This window comes from Streptomyces sp. NRRL S-118 (genome assembly GCF_000716335.1).
In the GTDB taxonomy this organism is placed as follows: domain Bacteria; phylum Actinomycetota; class Actinomycetes; order Streptomycetales; family Streptomycetaceae; genus Streptomyces.
The window spans coordinates 221,210-236,643 of record NZ_KL591003.1; the positions used below are offsets into that span (position 1 = coordinate 221,210).

At 75.4% G+C, this 15,434-nt stretch carries 9 protein-coding genes; 5 read left to right on the plus strand and 4 right to left on the minus strand.

Annotated elements, in window-relative coordinates; genetic code table 11:
- The first annotated feature begins 428 nt into the window (after positions 1 to 428).
- Genes IH00_RS0107730 through IH00_RS0107750 form a run of 5 tightly spaced genes read left to right on the plus strand, consistent with a single transcriptional unit; the run spans position 429 to position 11,651 of the window.
- Positions 429 to 4,514 carry a non-ribosomal peptide synthetase gene (locus IH00_RS0107730; protein WP_052411254.1) on the plus strand — a complete coding sequence of 1,362 codons (4,086 nt, stop codon included), beginning with the start codon at positions 429 to 431 and terminating at the stop codon, positions 4,512 to 4,514.
- Positions 4,507 to 7,860 (plus strand): non-ribosomal peptide synthetase, encoded by a 3,354-nt coding sequence (locus tag IH00_RS0107735; protein WP_052411255.1) that lies wholly within the window; start codon positions 4,507 to 4,509, stop codon positions 7,858 to 7,860. Before IH00_RS0107730 ends, IH00_RS0107735 begins: the two co-directional genes overlap by 8 nt.
- The gene (locus IH00_RS38850) at positions 7,860 to 9,317 is read left to right on the plus strand and encodes a condensation domain-containing protein (RefSeq protein ID WP_031070988.1); all 1,458 of its coding nucleotides are present in this window, start codon (positions 7,860 to 7,862) and stop codon (positions 9,315 to 9,317) included. Before IH00_RS0107735 ends, IH00_RS38850 begins: the two co-directional genes overlap by 1 nt.
- Positions 9,318 to 9,333: 16 nt before the next feature.
- Positions 9,334 to 10,524, plus strand: coding sequence for an acyl-CoA dehydrogenase family protein (locus IH00_RS0107745; protein ID WP_052411256.1), 1,191 nt, complete (start codon positions 9,334 to 9,336; stop codon positions 10,522 to 10,524).
- Positions 10,521 to 11,651: an acyl-CoA dehydrogenase family protein gene (locus IH00_RS0107750; protein ID WP_158827739.1), complete on the plus strand. Its 1,131-nt coding sequence runs from the start codon at positions 10,521 to 10,523 to the stop codon at positions 11,649 to 11,651. The genes IH00_RS0107745 and IH00_RS0107750 overlap by 4 nt, the downstream gene beginning before the upstream one ends.
- A gap of 384 nt (positions 11,652 to 12,035) precedes the next feature.
- On the opposite strand, the gene IH00_RS0107755 is transcribed toward IH00_RS0107750, so the two are convergent.
- From IH00_RS0107755 to glyA, 4 genes are read right to left on the minus strand one after another with little or no spacing between them, the layout of a single operon-like run.
- Entirely contained in the window at positions 12,036 to 12,617 is a 582-nt protein-coding gene (locus IH00_RS0107755) for a GNAT family N-acetyltransferase (protein WP_031070994.1), read from the minus strand.
- Positions 12,617 to 13,708 carry a threonine aldolase family protein gene (locus IH00_RS0107760; protein ID WP_052411257.1) on the minus strand — a complete coding sequence of 364 codons (1,092 nt, stop codon included), beginning with the start codon at positions 13,706 to 13,708 and terminating at the stop codon, positions 12,617 to 12,619. Before IH00_RS0107760 ends, IH00_RS0107755 begins: the two co-directional genes overlap by 1 nt.
- Positions 13,705 to 13,998 carry a DUF2461 family protein gene (locus IH00_RS37140; RefSeq protein WP_031070997.1) on the minus strand — a complete coding sequence of 98 codons (294 nt, stop codon included), beginning with the start codon at positions 13,996 to 13,998 and terminating at the stop codon, positions 13,705 to 13,707. Before IH00_RS37140 ends, IH00_RS0107760 begins: the two co-directional genes overlap by 4 nt.
- A complete protein-coding gene (glyA, locus tag IH00_RS0107770) occupies positions 13,995 to 15,395 on the minus strand; it encodes a serine hydroxymethyltransferase (RefSeq protein WP_078887617.1) in 1,401 nt (466 codons plus the stop codon). Before glyA ends, IH00_RS37140 begins: the two co-directional genes overlap by 4 nt.
- Between the last annotated feature and the right edge of the window lie 39 nt (positions 15,396 to 15,434).

Here is a 15,434-nt window from a genome sequence, read left to right on the forward strand (position 1 = left end):
GCACCCGCACATCCGCGGCACCGCGCCCGCGGCTCCCTACCTCATCACCCCGCACCACCCGCCGTACGCGCCCGCACCGCGGGACCCGCACCAGCCGGCCGTGCCCGCCCGCACCGGGCGACCCGCACCAGCCCGCCGTTACCGCGGGGACCGTCCCGGGCGGCGCAGCCGGCCGCACACCGCCGTGGGTCGCGCGGCGCGCCGGCGCCCGTACCGCAGCAGCCCCAGCCGGGCCCGCCCGGCGTCCCCGCCGTCACCGCACGACGCCGCCCGCTCCGGGCCCGCACGACCCGCGAGCCGCCTCGGCCGCGCCGCTCCCGGCGCGCCGGGAGCCGTACCGCTCCGAAGGCCCGGGGGCGTACCGGTCGCGGCCCCTCCCCCCGCATCCCTTGCTGTATTCCTCTCCATCAGACGCACGGAGGCACAAGGTGAGCGAGTCCCTCGCCGAACGCATAGCCGCACTGCCGAAGTCCCGCCGGGCACTGTTCCAGGCCCTCGCGGGCCGCAACGGGGGGCGCGCCGCCGTACGGGAGGACCCCGAGCCGGCACCACGGGACCCCGCCGCGGCGCCGGTGCTCTCCTTCGCCCAACGCCGCCTGTGGTTCATCGACCAGCTCCAGCCCGGCAGCCCGGCGTACAACGTGCCGGTCGCCACCCGCATCCGCGGCCCCCTCGACGTCGCCGCGCTGCACGGCGCCCTCCAGGAGGTCGTGGACCGGCACGAGGTGCTGCGCACCGTCTACCGGGACGTGCCCGGGGCCGCCGAGGCCGTACCCCGGGTGATCGACGGTTACCGGCTGCCCCTGCCGGTCACCGACCTGCCGGACGAGGAGGCCGTCCGGGCCTTCTACGACGCCGACGCGTCGGCCCCCTTCGACCTCGCGGGCGCCGTCCCGCTGCGCGCCTCGCTCGCCCGGCTCTCCGCCGACGACCACGTCCTCGTGCTGAATCTCCATCACATCGTGACCGACGGCTGGTCGATGCGGCTGCTGTCGACGGAGCTGGAGCGCGCCTACGCGGCCCGCACGGGCGCGGGAGGGGGACCGCTGCCCCGGCTCGCCCTGCAGTACGCGGACTTCGCGGTCTGGCAACGCAGCCGCATCAGCGGCGACCGGCTGGAGCAGCTCACCGCCTTCTGGCGCGAGGAGCTCGGCGGCGCCGCCCCCGTGGACCTGCCGACCGACCGGCCCCGCCCGCCGGTCTTCGGCCATGCGGGGGCCTCCCGGTACGTCGAACTGCCGCCCGGGCTCATCGCGCGGCTGCGGGAGTTCGGCAAATCCGAGGGCGCCACCCTCTACATGACGATGCTGGCCGGCTTCGCCGCGACCCTGCGCCGCTGGACGGGGCAGGAGGACGTCCTCGTCGGCACCTCGGTGTCCGGCCGCGACCACCCCGCCTTCGGCGACCTGATCGGCTTCTTCGTCAACACCCTGCCGCTGCGCATCAGAACGGGCGGGGACCCGGGCTTCGCGGAGCTGGTCCGCTCCACGCGGCACACCACGCTCCAGGCGTACGCCCACCAGGAGCTGCCGTTCGACCTGATCGTCGACGCGCTCGGGCTGCCGCGCGACCCCAGCCGGCCGCCGCTCACCTCGGTGATGTTCCTGCTGGACGAGACCCCGGACACCGCGCCCGGCCTCACGGGACTGGACACCGAGCCCATCGACTTCTCCTCCCGCGCCACCAAGTACGACCTGATGATCAGCGTCCACGACACCGGCAGCGCCGTGCGCGCCCTCGTGGAGTACCCCACCGACCTGTTCGACGCCGCGACCGTCGACCGGCTCCTGGGCCACTTCCTCACCACCCTGGAAGCGGCCGTCGAACGGCCCGCCGCGCCCCTCTCCACGCTGCCGCTGCTCACCGGGCCCGAGCGGCGCGCCGCCCTGGACGACTGGAACGCCACCCGCGCGCCCTTCCCCCAGGACGCCTGCCTCCACCACCTGTTCGAGGAGCACGCCGACCGGCGTCCCGACGCCGCGGCCGTCGTCTGCGGCGGGCTGGGCGGCTGGACCGTGACCTACCGGGAGCTGGAGCGGCGCGCCAACCGGCTCGCGCACCGGCTCACCGAGGCGGGGGCGGGGCCGGACCGGACGGTCGCCCTGTGCCTGCGCCACGGCCCCGGGCTGGTGACCGCGATTCTCGCGGTGCTGAAGGCGGGCGCCGCGTACGTGCCGCTCGACCCCGATTACCCGGCCGAGCGCCTGGGCCTGCTGCTGCGGGACGCGGCACCGCCGATCGTGGTCTCCGACGCGGAGCTGGTCGGCCGGCTGCCGCTGGACCCGGGCACCACGCGGATCCTGCTGGACGCCGACCGGCGGCGGCTGGAGTCCCTGCCGGCGAGCCGGCCCGCCGTCCCCGTCACGTCCCGGGACCTGGCGTACGTCATCTTCACCTCGGGCTCCACCGGAACCCCGAAGGGCATCGCGCTGGAGCACCGCGGCGTCGTCAACAACCTGCTGGACCTCAACCGCTCCTACGGCATCGGGCCCGGCGACGCGGTGCTCGCGCTGTCCTCGCCGAGCTTCGACATGAGCGTGTACGAGACGCTCGGCATGCTCGCCGCCGGCGGCACCATCGTCCTGCCCGACCCGGCCGCGGCGAAGGACCCGGCCCACTGGGCCGAGCTCGCCGAGCGGCACGGCGTGAGCGTGTGGAACTCCGCTCCCGCCCTGCTCGGCCTCCTCCTCGACCAGCTCGAACACGCCTCGGGGCCCGCGCTGCCCGGTCTGCGCGCCGCCTTCCTCGGCGGCGACTGGATTCCCGTGACCCAGCCGGACCGGCTGCGCGCCTTCGCACCCGGGGTGGCCTTCGCCGCGCTCGGCGGGGCGACCGAGGCGTCCATCCACTCCGTGGAGTACCGCGTCGGCCGGGTCGAACCCGGCTGGACGAAGCTGCCCTACGGCCGCCCGATGGCGAACCAGCGCGCCTACATCCTCGATCCGGCCGACCGGCTCGTCCCGGTCGGCGTGCCCGGCGAACTCCACCTCGGCGGCGTCGGGCTGGCCCGCGGCTACCTGAACAGGCCGGAGCTGACGGCGGAGAAGTTCGTGCACGTGGAGCTGGAGCCCGGGCGGACCGAACGGCTCTACCGCACCGGTGACCTCGCCCGCTACCGGCCCGACGGCACCATCGAGCTCCTCGGCCGCACCGACTTCCGCATCAAGCTCAACGGGCTGCGCATCGAGCCCGGCGAGGTGGAGAGCGCCCTGCGCGAGCTGCCCGGCGTCCGCGACGCCGTCGTCGTCGCCCGGCAGACCGCCGGCTCGGCCCGGCTGACGGGTTACGTCGTCCCCGAGGACGGCGCCCGCCCGGACCCGCCGGCGCTGCGCGCGGCCCTGGGCGCGGTGCTCCCGCCGCACTGCGTACCGTCCGGGCTCGTCGTGCTGGAGCGGCTGCCGCTCAGCCCCAACGGCAAGGTCGACCGCAAGGCGCTGCCCGAGCCGCGCGCCGCGGCGGCGCCGCCCGAGGCCGCCTCCGCGCCGGCCGGGGGCGACCCCGCGGGGCGACGCGTCGCGGCCGTCTGGGCCGAGGTCCTCGGTCTGCCGGCCGTGGGGGTGGACGACGACTTCTTCGCCCTGGGGGGTGACTCCTTCGCGGCCGTCCGGGCCGTGCGGGCCGTCGCCGAGGCGCTGCCGGGGGCGGGCGAGCTGCGGGTGGTGGACCTCTTCAGCAATCCCACCTCCGCGGGCCTGGCCGCCCGCGCCGCCGAACTGGCCGGCCGGGGCGGCGGCGAGGGCACGGCGCCGCACCGGCTGCTGCACCGGCTCACTCCCCCGTCCCCCGGCGCCCCCCCCCCGCTCACCCTCGTGTGCTTCCCGCACGGCGGCGGCGACGCGATCGCCTACCAGCCTCTCGCCGCGCACCTCCCGCCGCACATCGAGCTGCTGGCCGTGTCCCCTCCCGGGCACGACCCGCTGAACCCGGGGCCGATGCTCCCGGTCGCCGAGTTCGCGGAACTCGCCGCCCGCGAGATCGCCCGTACCGTCACCGGACCGTTCGCCGTCTACGGGCACTGCGCCGGGGTGGTCACGGCCCTGGAGACCACCCGGGTCCTGGAGCGCGACGGGCTGCGGCCGGTGGCCCTCCACCTCGCGGCGGCGCTGCCGGAGGACGATCCCGACTTCGCCCTGGAGATGGAGCGCGTCTCCACCGACGACGACCTCGTCGGCTACCTCACCACCATGGACGGCTTCGACGGCGTCCTCGACGACAGCGACCTGTCGGCCGTGCTCCGGATGGTCCGGCACGACATGACCGAGGCCGCCCGCTTCTTCGCCCGCACCCCCGACGGCTACGACCAGCCGCTCGTCACCCCGCTCACCTGCGTCATCGGCGACGCCGACGACGCCACCAAGGGCTACGAGGAGGGCCACCGCGCCTGGGGCCGGTACGCCCGTGACCTGCGGCTCGCCGTGATCCCCGGTGGCCGCCACTACTTCGCCAAGCATCTGCCGGACCGGCTCGCCGCACTGCTGGCCGAGCTGCACCGCAACGGAGGAACCCATGTCTGACCTCGCCGAACGTCTCGGCCGGCTGCCCCAGGGGCAGCGCTCCCGGCTGCTGGGCCGGATGCGCAACCAGATGACCGCCGGTGTCGGTCACCGCAACGAACTCAGGCGGACCGACCACGGGCCGCGCTCCCGCGCCTCCTTCCAGCAGGAGCAGATGTGGTTCATCGACCGGCTGGGGGCGGGCAAGGCCCGCAACAACATAGCCCTGGCGATACGCCTGGACGGCCCGCTCGACCGGGCCGCGCTCCACGAGGCGCTCAACGCCGTCGTCGCCGGCCACCAGGTGCTGCACAGCAAGCTCGTCGAAGTGGACGGGGTGCCGTGGCAGGAACCCGTCCCGGCCTTCGTCCTCGGCGTGCAGACCAGTGACTTCACCGGCAGCGACGATCCGGAGCGGGAGCTCGCCGAGCTCACCGCCTCCTGCGCGTCGGCGCCCTTCGACCTCGCCGCCGCCCCGCCCGTACGGGCCCACCTGGTGCGCCTCGGCCCCGACCGGCACGTCCTGCTGTGGGTGGTCCACCACGTGGTGTGGGACCCGGGCTCCACGCGCATCTTCACCGAGGAGCTCACCTCCTGCTACGCGGACGCCGCCCGCGGCCGGCGCCCGGAGGCCGGTTCGCCGCCCGTCGAGTACGCCGACTTCGCCGCCTGGCAGCGCGCCAAGCTCGACGACGCCGGGCACCGCAAGGCGCTGGCCGACAAGTGGCGGCAGTTGCTCGCCGGCGCCGAGGCCACCGAGGTGATGCCCGACCATCCGCGCAGCCCCGAGACCCGCGGCGACGGCCGCGGGCTGACGCTCATGCTGGAGCAGGAGCTGCTGGACCGGCTGAAGGAGGTGGCGGAGGGCTCCGACACCACCGTCTTCACCACGCTGCTCGCCGCCTTCAACGCGTTGCTGCGGCACTGGACGCACACGGAGGACGTCGTCGTGGGCACGGCGAGCGCCTCCCGTCCGCACCCCGACCTGGAACGCGTCATCGGCTGCTTCGTACAGATGATCACCCTGCGCACGGAGGTGGGCGACGGCCTCACCTTCCGCGAGCTCGTCGCACGCACCGCGAGCACCGTGATGGACGCGTTCACCAACAGCGAGCTGCCCTTCGAGCAGGTCGTCGACGCAGTGCGGCCGGTCCGCGACCCCCTGCGCCACCCGCTGTTCCAGATCGAGTTCACCTCGCTCGGCCGCTGGGGCACGCACACGACCGAGGCCGGCGGAGTCGGGTTCGCCGTCGAGCAGCTGCACGACGGGGCGGCCAAGTTCGACATGAGCTTCCTCGTCGGCGAGAACGACGGGCTGGAGCTGTCGCTGGAGTACAACACCTCGCTGTACCGGCACGGCACCGCTTCCGCGCTCCTCGCCGCCTTCCGGCGCGTCATCGAGCAGGTCGCCGACGACCCCGACGTCCGGATCGGCGAGCTGAGCCTGGTCGAGGAGCCGGCCGCCTCCCGGCACGCCCGTGAGCTGTCCCGGGGCGGCCCCGTCGACGAGACCGCCTGGACCACCACGCTCGACCGGGCCTTCCGCGAGCGGGCCACCATCGAGCCGGACGCCGTCGCCGTCCGCCACGGTGCGACGGCGCTCGACTACGCGGCCCTGGACCGCTGGTCGGAGGCGATCGCCCACCGCCTGCGGGACCGCGGTGTGCGGCACGGCGACCCGGTCGCCGTCTGCCTCGGACGCGGCCCCGCGGCCGTCGCCGCCCTCCTCGGCACCCTCAAGGCGGGCGCCCACTACGTCCCCGTCGACCCGGCCGCGCCCGCCGAGCGCATCAGGACCGTGCTCGCCGACGCGGGCGTCCGGCACGCCCTGGTGGACGACGCGGCGCGGCTGCCCGTGCCGCTGGAGCTCGTCACGGCCGGCTCCACCGCCCCGGTGCGGGAGGTGCCGTCGCTGACGCCGACCTCGTCCCCCGCCGACCTCGCGTACGTGCTCTACACCTCCGGCAGCAGCGGCACCCCCAAGGGCGTGATGATCGAGCACCGTTCGGTGACCCACTTCTCCCGGGCCATCGCGCGGGCGTACGAGATCGGCGCCGGCGACCGGGTGCTGCACTTCGCCCCCCTCACCTTCGACGTCTCCGTCTTCGAGGTCTTCACCACCCTGCTGGCGGGCGCCGAACTCGTCATCGCCACCGAGGACGAGCGCCGCGACCCGGCCCTGCTGCAGGCCCGGTTGCGGGACGACGGGGTGACCGTGGCGGAACTGCCGCCCGCCCTGCTGCCGCTGCTCGACCCCCGCACGCTGCCCGACCTGCGCCTGGTGTCCGTCGGCGGCGAGGCGTTCCCCGGCAAGCTGGTGGCCGAGTGGACCGCGGGCGAGCGCCGCTTCGTCAACGGTTACGGCCCCACGGAGGCCACCGTCGCCGTCACCCTGATGGACTGCACCGGCAGTTACGACCGCAATCCGCCCATCGGCCGGCCCATGCCCGGGCACCAGGCGTTCGTCCTCGACGAGCGGCTGCGTCCCGTGCCGCCCGGGGTGCCCGCGGAGCTGTGCGTGGCGGGTCCCGGCATCGCCCGCGGCTACCTGGGCAGGCCGGAGCTGACGGCGGAACGGTTCGTCACCAACCCGTACGCGGACGGAACGGAGACCGAGCGCCTCTACCGCACCGGCGATCTGGTCCGCTGGCTGCCGGGCGGGAACCTGGAGTTCCTCGGCCGCACGGACCGCCAGCTGAAGCTGCGCGGCCACCGCATCGAGCCGGGCGAGGTGGAGGCCGTCCTCGTCGGGCACCCCTCCGTGCAGCAGGCGGTCGCCGTCGCCCAGCCGGCCGCGGGCGGTGAGCGGATGCTCGTCGCGTACGTCACCGTGGAGCAGGTCGGCGCCTACGCTTCCGAGGTCGCCGACGCGGAGGGGCTGCGCGCCTACGCGGCCTCCCGGCTCCCCGGCTACATGGTGCCGGTCGTGGTCGTGCTGGAGGAGCTGCCCCTCACCCCGCACGGCAAGGTCGACACCGCGGCGCTGCCGCTGCCCGCCGACCAGTCCGCCGGCGGCACGGCCCCCCGCGACGCCATCGAGGAGCAGATCTGCCGCGACATCCTCACGCCGCTGCTGGAGTGGTCGAGCCCGGACGTCGAGGGCGACTTCTTCGCCCTGGGCGGCAGCTCGCTGCAGGCCACCATCGTGGTGTCCCGGGTGCGCGCCGTGTTCGGCATCGACATCGCGCTCGCCGACTTCTTCGGGCACCCCACGGTCGCGGGCCTCGCCGACCTCGTCCGCAGCGCGCAGGCCGAGGCGGCCGGCGAACAGGACCGGCTCCTGGCGGTCTTCGACCGGATCGAGAACATGAGCGACGACGAGGCCGCCGCGCTGCTCAGCTCCCTGCAGAACCCGGACGGCACGTGATGGCCGCGCCGACCGGCGCCGGCGTCGACCGGACGCCCACCGCGTCCGCCGCCACCGGCGCCGGCGTCGACCGGGCGCTCGCCGCGCTGCCGGAGGCCAAGCGCGAGCTGGCCAGGATGCTCCTCGCCGCCCGGCGGCCCGTCCCCGCCCGCCCGGCTCCGCGCGCCGGCGCGGGGCCGGTCCCCGCGACCGCCCTCCAGGCCCGGCTGCTCCGGAGCGAACGGCACCGGCCGGGCGCCGGTACCGGGTCGCACGCCGTACGGCTCAACGGGCGCCTCGACCACGGGCGGCTGCGCGAGGCGCTCACCGGCGTGCTGGCACGGCACGAGGCGCTGCGCTGCCGGATCTCCGGCACCCCGGACGGTCCGGGGCCGCTGCTGACCGTGGACGACACGCCCTGTCTGCGGCTGACCCGGACGGACCTCACGCACCACGCGGAGGCGGCGCGACGCGACGCCGTACGGCGCCAGATCGCCGAGAGCGCCGGGACGGCGCTGTCCCTGGAGAGCGGCCGTACCAGCTGGTTCCGGTTGCTGACCCTCGGTCCGGACGAACACGTCCTCGTCCTCGCCTCGCACCTGGCGGTCTTCGACGGCTGGTCGTCGGGGGTGTTCCTGACCGACCTGGCGGCCGGCTACCGGGACGGCCCGGAGGCCCTCGCCCCGCCGGAGCTGCAGTTCACGGACTACGCGGACTGGCAGCGGCGCTGGCTGGCCTCGCCGGACGGGGCGGCGGAACTGGCGCGCCGCCGGGCCGGGCTGGCCCGTACCCCCGCGGCGCCGCCCGCGCCGGGCGGGTTCGAGCGGGGGCACCTCCCGGTACGGCTCGGCCGCGGGCCCGGAAGCCCGCTCGACGCGGGGCTGGCCCTCGGTGCCGCCCAGGGGGCCACGCCCTTCATGACGCTGCTCGCCGCGCTCGCGGTGGTGCTGGCCCGCCGTGACGGGCGCAGGGACGTCGTGGTCGGCACCCCGGCCGCCGGCCGTTTCGCCACGCAGCTCGAAGGGGCCGTGGGGCAGTTCACCACGGTGGTCCCGGTCCGGATCGACCTGTCCGGGAGGCCGTCGTTCCCGGAGCTGCTGCACCGCACCCGAGCGGCGGTCGCCGACGCCCTGAGCCACCAGCGGCTGCCCGTCGACGAGCTGTGCACCGGCGGGACGCAGCCGTACAGCGTCCTGTTCGCGCTCCACAACTATCCCGCCGTGCCCTTCGGACTCCCCGGAATCGAGGTGAGCCAGCTGCCCGGACCGCCCGCGCGTCACCTGGAGCTGTACAGTCCCGACCCCGCCGCGACCTCCGCCTGCATCGGCCTGGTCGAACGCGACGGCGAGATCGGCGGCACCGCCGAGTTCAACCGGCTGGCCGCCGCGCCCGGGGACGTGACGGCGCTGCTCGCCGGCGTCGAGGACGTCCTGCGGCGAGCCGTCGCCTCCCCCTCCGCCCCCGGGATCACCCTCTAGCCCCTGGGAGTTTCCATTGCTCACCACCGAGTTCTACCGGGCACCCGCCGACTGCGGGCTCGTGCGCTGCGGCGACGGCGTGCCCCGTACGCCGATGCGCGCCCTTCGCGAGGAGATCCATGACGTCCTGGTGTCCGCGCCGGTCGCCGCCGCCCGGCGGACGAGGGACCCCCGCCCCGTGCACCGGGCCCTCGGCGAGGCGGGGCTGCTCGCCCCGCAGTGGCCCGAGGAGTACGGCGGCCGCGGGGTCAGCCAGGTCGCGGCCGCCGTGCTCGTCGAGGAACTGGCGATGCACGACGTGCCCGACCTGCTGCACACGCTGACCGTGCAGATCGTCGGTTCCACCCTGCTGAACGTGGCGAGTGACGCGATGAAGGCGAGACACCTGCCGGGCTTCGCGGCCGGCACCGCCTTCGGCTGTGTGCTCTTCAGCGAACCGCAGGCCGGCTCCGACCTCAACATCCTGTCCACCCGCGCCGTTTCCGACGAGAACGGCGGCTACAAGCTCTACGGCACCAAGGTCCACTCGCTGTTCGCGGGCCTCGCCGACTACGGCCTGTGCCTGGCGCGCGGCGAGAACGACGCCTTCAGCCTGTTCCTGGTCCCGCTGGCCCAGAAGGGCGTGACGATCAGGGCCGTCCCGGGCATCGGTGACGACGCCTTCCACGAGGTGACCCTGGACGGCGTGGCCGTCACGGCCGACGACGTCGTCGGGTCCATCGGCCAGGGGTGGGCGATCGTCGTCAAGACCCTCGCCTTCGAGCGCACCGGACTCGACTACTACGTCAAGGCGCTGCGCTGGTACCGCGCCGCCGTCGAACGGCTCGAGGGCCACACCGACCGGCTGGAGGCCGGCCAGCACGACCACATCGGCCTGGCCAAGCTCAACGCCCGGCTGCTCGCCGCCGGCACGCTCGTACGGCGTGTGCTGACCCGGCTGGACCGGGGTGAGCTCAACGAGGACGAGGCGGCCGCGGCGAAGTGGTACACCACCGAGCTCGCCGCCGAGGTGGCCTGGTGGGCGGCCGAGCTCGACGGCGACCACAGCATGACCCTCGACGACCCCGGGACCGACGGGGTGGCACATCCACTGGACTCGGCGATGCGGGAGGCCCCCGGGATGCGGATATCCGGCGGCACCGCCGAAATGATGCTGGAGACGCTGGCCCGGCTGCGTCTCGACTCAGGGGCGGAGGTACGGCCGTGACACAGGGAACGCAGCAGGGAGCCGTCGGCGGGGTGCCGGCCGAGCGGTGGCGGGAGCGCGAGGAGGAGGACTCCCTCTTCCGCCAGTTGCGGCTCACCGTCCGCCAGGGTCTGGAGAGGGACGCCGGGACCCCCGCGCACGCCTGGGAGGCCCTGACCCAGGTGGGCGCGTGGGAGTTCGCGCTGCCCATCGGCATGGACGGCCTCGACCTCGGCCAGGCCGTGGCCGCCATGGTGTGCGAGGAGGGCGGCGACGCGATGCAGCCCGTCCCGCTGACCGACACCCTGCTCGCACTCGACGTGCTCTCCGGGCTCGGTCCCCTCGCCCCCGACGGGCTCGACGGCCTCCTCGACCGGGTGCGGGAGGGGACGCACCCGATCGCGGTGCCGGGCCGGCTGCCCGACCCGCGCGGCAGCGTGCCGCCCGGCATCACGTGGAAGCCGGACGGGGACGGGGGCGGCATCGTGCTCGACGGCTCCGGCGGGCCCTTCGCCGCCGGAGTCGGGCCGGGCTCACTGCTGGTCCTGGCCTCCGGTCCGGACGGGCCGTGCGTCGCGCTCGTGGACCTGCCGGCCGGCGGGGTGGAGGTGCGCCCGCTGCGCGACCACGGCGGTGGGGCCGTCGCCGGAGCGGTCTTCGACCAGGCCCACGTGCCCGCCGGGTCCGTGGTGCTGCGGGGCATCGCGGCGGAACGGGCGCTGGCCCGGGTGGGGTTGCGGGCGGCCGTGCACCAGGCGTCGCTGCTCGCCGGCATCACCGCCGCCGCGCTGACGGCCGTGGTGTCCCGGATCAGGAGCCGCCGGCAGTTCGGGCAGGCGCTGGTGAAGCACCAGGGGCCGCGGCTGCGCGTGGCCGGTCTCCTGGCGCGGCTCGACGCGGTCCGCTGGGCCGTCGGGGACGCCGCCAAGGACCTCGACGAGAACCGGCTGACGTGCGGGGAGGCCGCCGGGCTCATCGCCCTGACCGCGGAGACCGCCCTGGACGTGACCCGGGACGCGGTCCATCTGCACGGCGCGTCGGGGCTGGTGCGCGACGGGCTCGTGGCCGGGTGCTACCGGCGGGCGGCCTGGGAGGCGTTGCGCTGCGGCCGGCCGGCGCACCTGTGGGACATCGCCGCGCACGGCTAGGTGTGCTGTCCGAACAGGTTGGTGACGCCTGGACACCGCACCTCGCGGCGTTGTCGTCGGTCGCCGCTGCTCCGCCGTGCGACGCGCCCCCCGGCCCTGACGGGCCTGGGGAGGCCCGATGCGCCGGACGCCGCTCCCTGATCCGGCCTGATCCGCACGAAAAGGCCTGACCGGAAGGGGCGCGCGGGCGTCGAAGGGGGTGCCCCGAAGGCAGGGGGAGCGCCGAGGGCCGCGCGGCACGGGGCTCCCCCGGCCGCAGTCGGGGGGCCCGGGCACGAGCGACCTTCGGCGCACGCCGACGCCCCCGGGGCGAATCCCCGGGCGGGAACGGCCAGGGGCTCCCGGCCTGCGGGAGCCCCTGGCCCGGAGAAGACCTCCGCCGGATCAGTCCAGGTCGAGCCGCATCACCCAGCGGTACCTCTTGTCGCTCTTGGCCTCGGTCCTGCGCACCCGGCGGAAGCCGGACCGCTCGAACATCTCCATCGTGCCGACGTACGCCAGCGTCGGGTTGACCCGGCCGCCCTCGGGGTCCACGGGGTACCCCTCGACGGCGGGGGCCCCGCCGGCCCGGGCGTGCGCCACCGCGCCGTCGAGCAGGCCGGACGCGACGCCCCGGCCGCGGAACTCCTTGCGTACGACGAAGCAGGTCACGGACCACACCGGGGAATCGTCGATCTCCGGGATCGTCCTCGAGGAGGTGAGGCGGTCCAGCTGCTTGCGGGGGGCCACGTTGCACCAGCCGGCCGGCTGCCCGTCGAGGTAACCGAGCACCCCGGGCGGCGGGTCGGCCGCCTCGACGAGGGAGCGCAGGTGGGCGCCCCGCTCGTCGGCGGACATCCGCCCGTAGTCGCCCGTGGTCAGCCGCCAGGCCATGCACCAGCAGGTGTGCGCGCTCTTCCGGGGCTGCAGGACCGCCTGCAGATCGTTCCATCGCTCGGCGGTCGCCGGCAGAACTTCCAGACTCATCAGGCTACTTCGCTCTCTTTCCAGTGCTGTACGGGCCCCGCGTGCGCGGACCCGCCCGTTCCTCGGCCGCTGTCGGGGACAACGGCCGCCAGAACCTCGACGGCACGACGGCACGCCCGTCGTCCGACGTCCATATGGGTGACCAGCCGGACCAGGTCCGGTCCGGGCGCGGTCACCAGTACGCCCTCCCGCGCCGCCCGTCCCACGACGTCCTCGGCGCCGGGCGTGTCGACGAGGACGATGTTGGTCTCGGGCGGCCGCGCCGCGCAGCCCGCCTCCCGCAGGCCCGCCGCGAGCAGTGACGCGTGCTCGTGGTCCTCGGCGATGCGCTCCAGGTGGTGGTCCAGGGCGTGCAGGCCGGCGGCCGCCAGGATGCCCGCCTGCCGCATGCCGCCCCCCAGACCGTGCCGCAGCGACCGTGCGCGCGCCAGGTGTCCGGCGGCCATGAGCAGGACGGAGCCGACCGGCGCGCCCAGTCCTTTCGACAGGCACACGGCGAGGGTGTCCGCGACCGGTGCCCCGTACGCGGACAGGGGCGTGCCGGTCGCGGCGTGCGCGTTCCAGATCCGCGCCCCGTCGAGGTGGACCGCGACCCCCGCCCGTGCGGTCAGCCGCCGCACGGCGCGCAGGGTCTCCAGCGGGTACACGGAGCCGCCGGCTCTGGTGTGGGTCTGTTCGAGGGCCACGGCCCGGGTGCCGGTGGTGTAGGCGTTGCCGGGGCGCAGGATCCGCTCCAGCGCCCCGGGGGTCAGCAGGCCCCGTTCGCCGGACACGGTGCGCGTCTGGATGCCGCCGTACCGGGCGGGTGAGCCCTCCTCGTGGGCGAGGATGTGCGCCTCGGCGTCGCAGACGACCTCCTGGCCGGGTGCGGCGAGCAGGCGCAGCGCGATCTGGTTGGCCATCACGCCCGACGGGACGAACAGCCCGGCCGGGAAGCCGAAGAGGTCCGCCACCCGCTCCTCCAGCGCGCGGACGGTGGGGTCCTCGCCGAACAGGTCGTCGCCGACCTCGGCGGTAGCCATCGCCCTGCGCATGCCGGGGGTGGGCCGCGTGACGGTGTCGCTGCGCAGATCAACGGGGAGCGTGCTCATGGGGTGGGGTCAGCTCCTCGGTCTCGGGGTTGCGGGGTGATGCCGCCGGCCGCGGCCCAGTCGAGCAGGGGGCGCACCAGTTCCCAGGTCTCGCGGACGAGCGCGGCGGCCCGGGCCGACCCGAGGGCGGGTCCCGGGCCGAGCCGCCGGCCGGCGTCGATCCTGCGGTGGCGGAGCAGTGCGAGCCGCGGGTGGCCGGCCGGCACGCCGCGCGGCCGCGGGACGAGCCGGTCGCCGCCGATGGTGAAGCCCAGGCCGGTCAGCCGGTCGGTGAAACCGCTGAACGTCACGACAGGTACCCCGGCAGGGGGTGGCGGGCGCAGAGCTCGACGACGCGGGCCCGTGCCGTCGCGCGCGCCGCCGCGGGGAGCACGCCCGAGCCGGCCCGCAGTGCGTCGAGCACGTCGGCGACCAGGTCCGCGCACGCGGCGGCGGCACCGCGGTCCATCCCGCGGGCCGCGAGGGTGTTGCTGCCCAGCCGCAGGCCGCTGGTGGTGCGCACGGGGGTGGTGTCCCCGGGGACGCGGTTGCGGTTGACGATGACGCCGCAGGACTCCAGTGCCTCCTCCGCGACGTCCCCGGTCAGTCCGGTGCCGCGCAGGTCGATGAGCACCATGTGGGTGTCGGTGCCGCCGGTGACCAGGCGCATGCCGCGCTCCGCGAGCCGTTCGGCGATGGCCTGGGCGCCGTCGGCCAGCCGCTTGGCCAGTTCCGCGAAGTCGGGGCCCGCCACGTAGTCCAGGGCTCGCGCTTTGGCGGCCACCGACGCCAGGTCGGGGGTGCCCTGGGTGAAGGGGAACACCGCCCGGCGCATGGTTCCGGCGAGGGTGCCGCGTTCGGGCCCGGCCTTGCGGGCGTCGCGGCCGAGCAGGATGAGCCCGCCGCGCGGCCCGTACAGCTGTTTGTACGTGCTGGTGGTGGTGATGTGGGCGTGGTCGATGGGGCTGGGGTGGAGTCCGGCGGCCACCAGGCCCGCGATGTGCGAGATGTCGGCGAGAAGGTAGGCGTTGGTCTCGTCCGCGATCTCCCGGAACCGGGCGAAGTCGATGCTGCGGGGGTACGCGCTCGCGCCGCAGACGATGAGTTTGGGCCGGTGGGCGAGGGCGAGCTCGCGGATCCGGTCGTAATCGAGCAGCCCTTCGGGGGTGAGCCGGTAGCCCTTGGCGTTGTAGTAGCGGCCGCTGACGGAGGCGGGCGAGCCGTGGGTGAGGTGGCCGCCGCAGTCGAGGTCCAGGCCCAGCAGCGTGTCGCCGGGGCTGAGCAGTGCGGTGAGCACCGCGAGGTTGGCGGACGACCCCGAGTGCGGCTGGACGATGGCGTCCTGGGCGCCGAAGGCGGCGCAGGCCCGCTCGATCGCCAGCCGCTCGATCTCGTCGGCCACCCCGCAGCCCGCGTGGTAGCGGCCTCCGGGGTAGCCCTCGGCGGTGAGGTTCCCGAGGGTGCTGCCGCCGCAGGCCAACACCGACGGGTCGGCGACACTGGAGGCGGCGACCATCATCAGGGTGTTGTTCTGCCGTGCCGCCTCGCGGTGCAGCAGCTCGTACAGCGTGGCGTCGGTCTGCCGGAGCCGGGCGGCGGCGCGGCCGGCGAAGGTGACCGGGTCCGGTCCGTCCGGTCCGGGCGCGCCGGCCGGCAGAGAGCGGCCCTCGGCCGGCGCGCCGATCGGCGCGGGCAGGGTGAACGTCATGGCTGTCCCCTCCTGGAGTGGATGGTTCGGCGGGTGCGT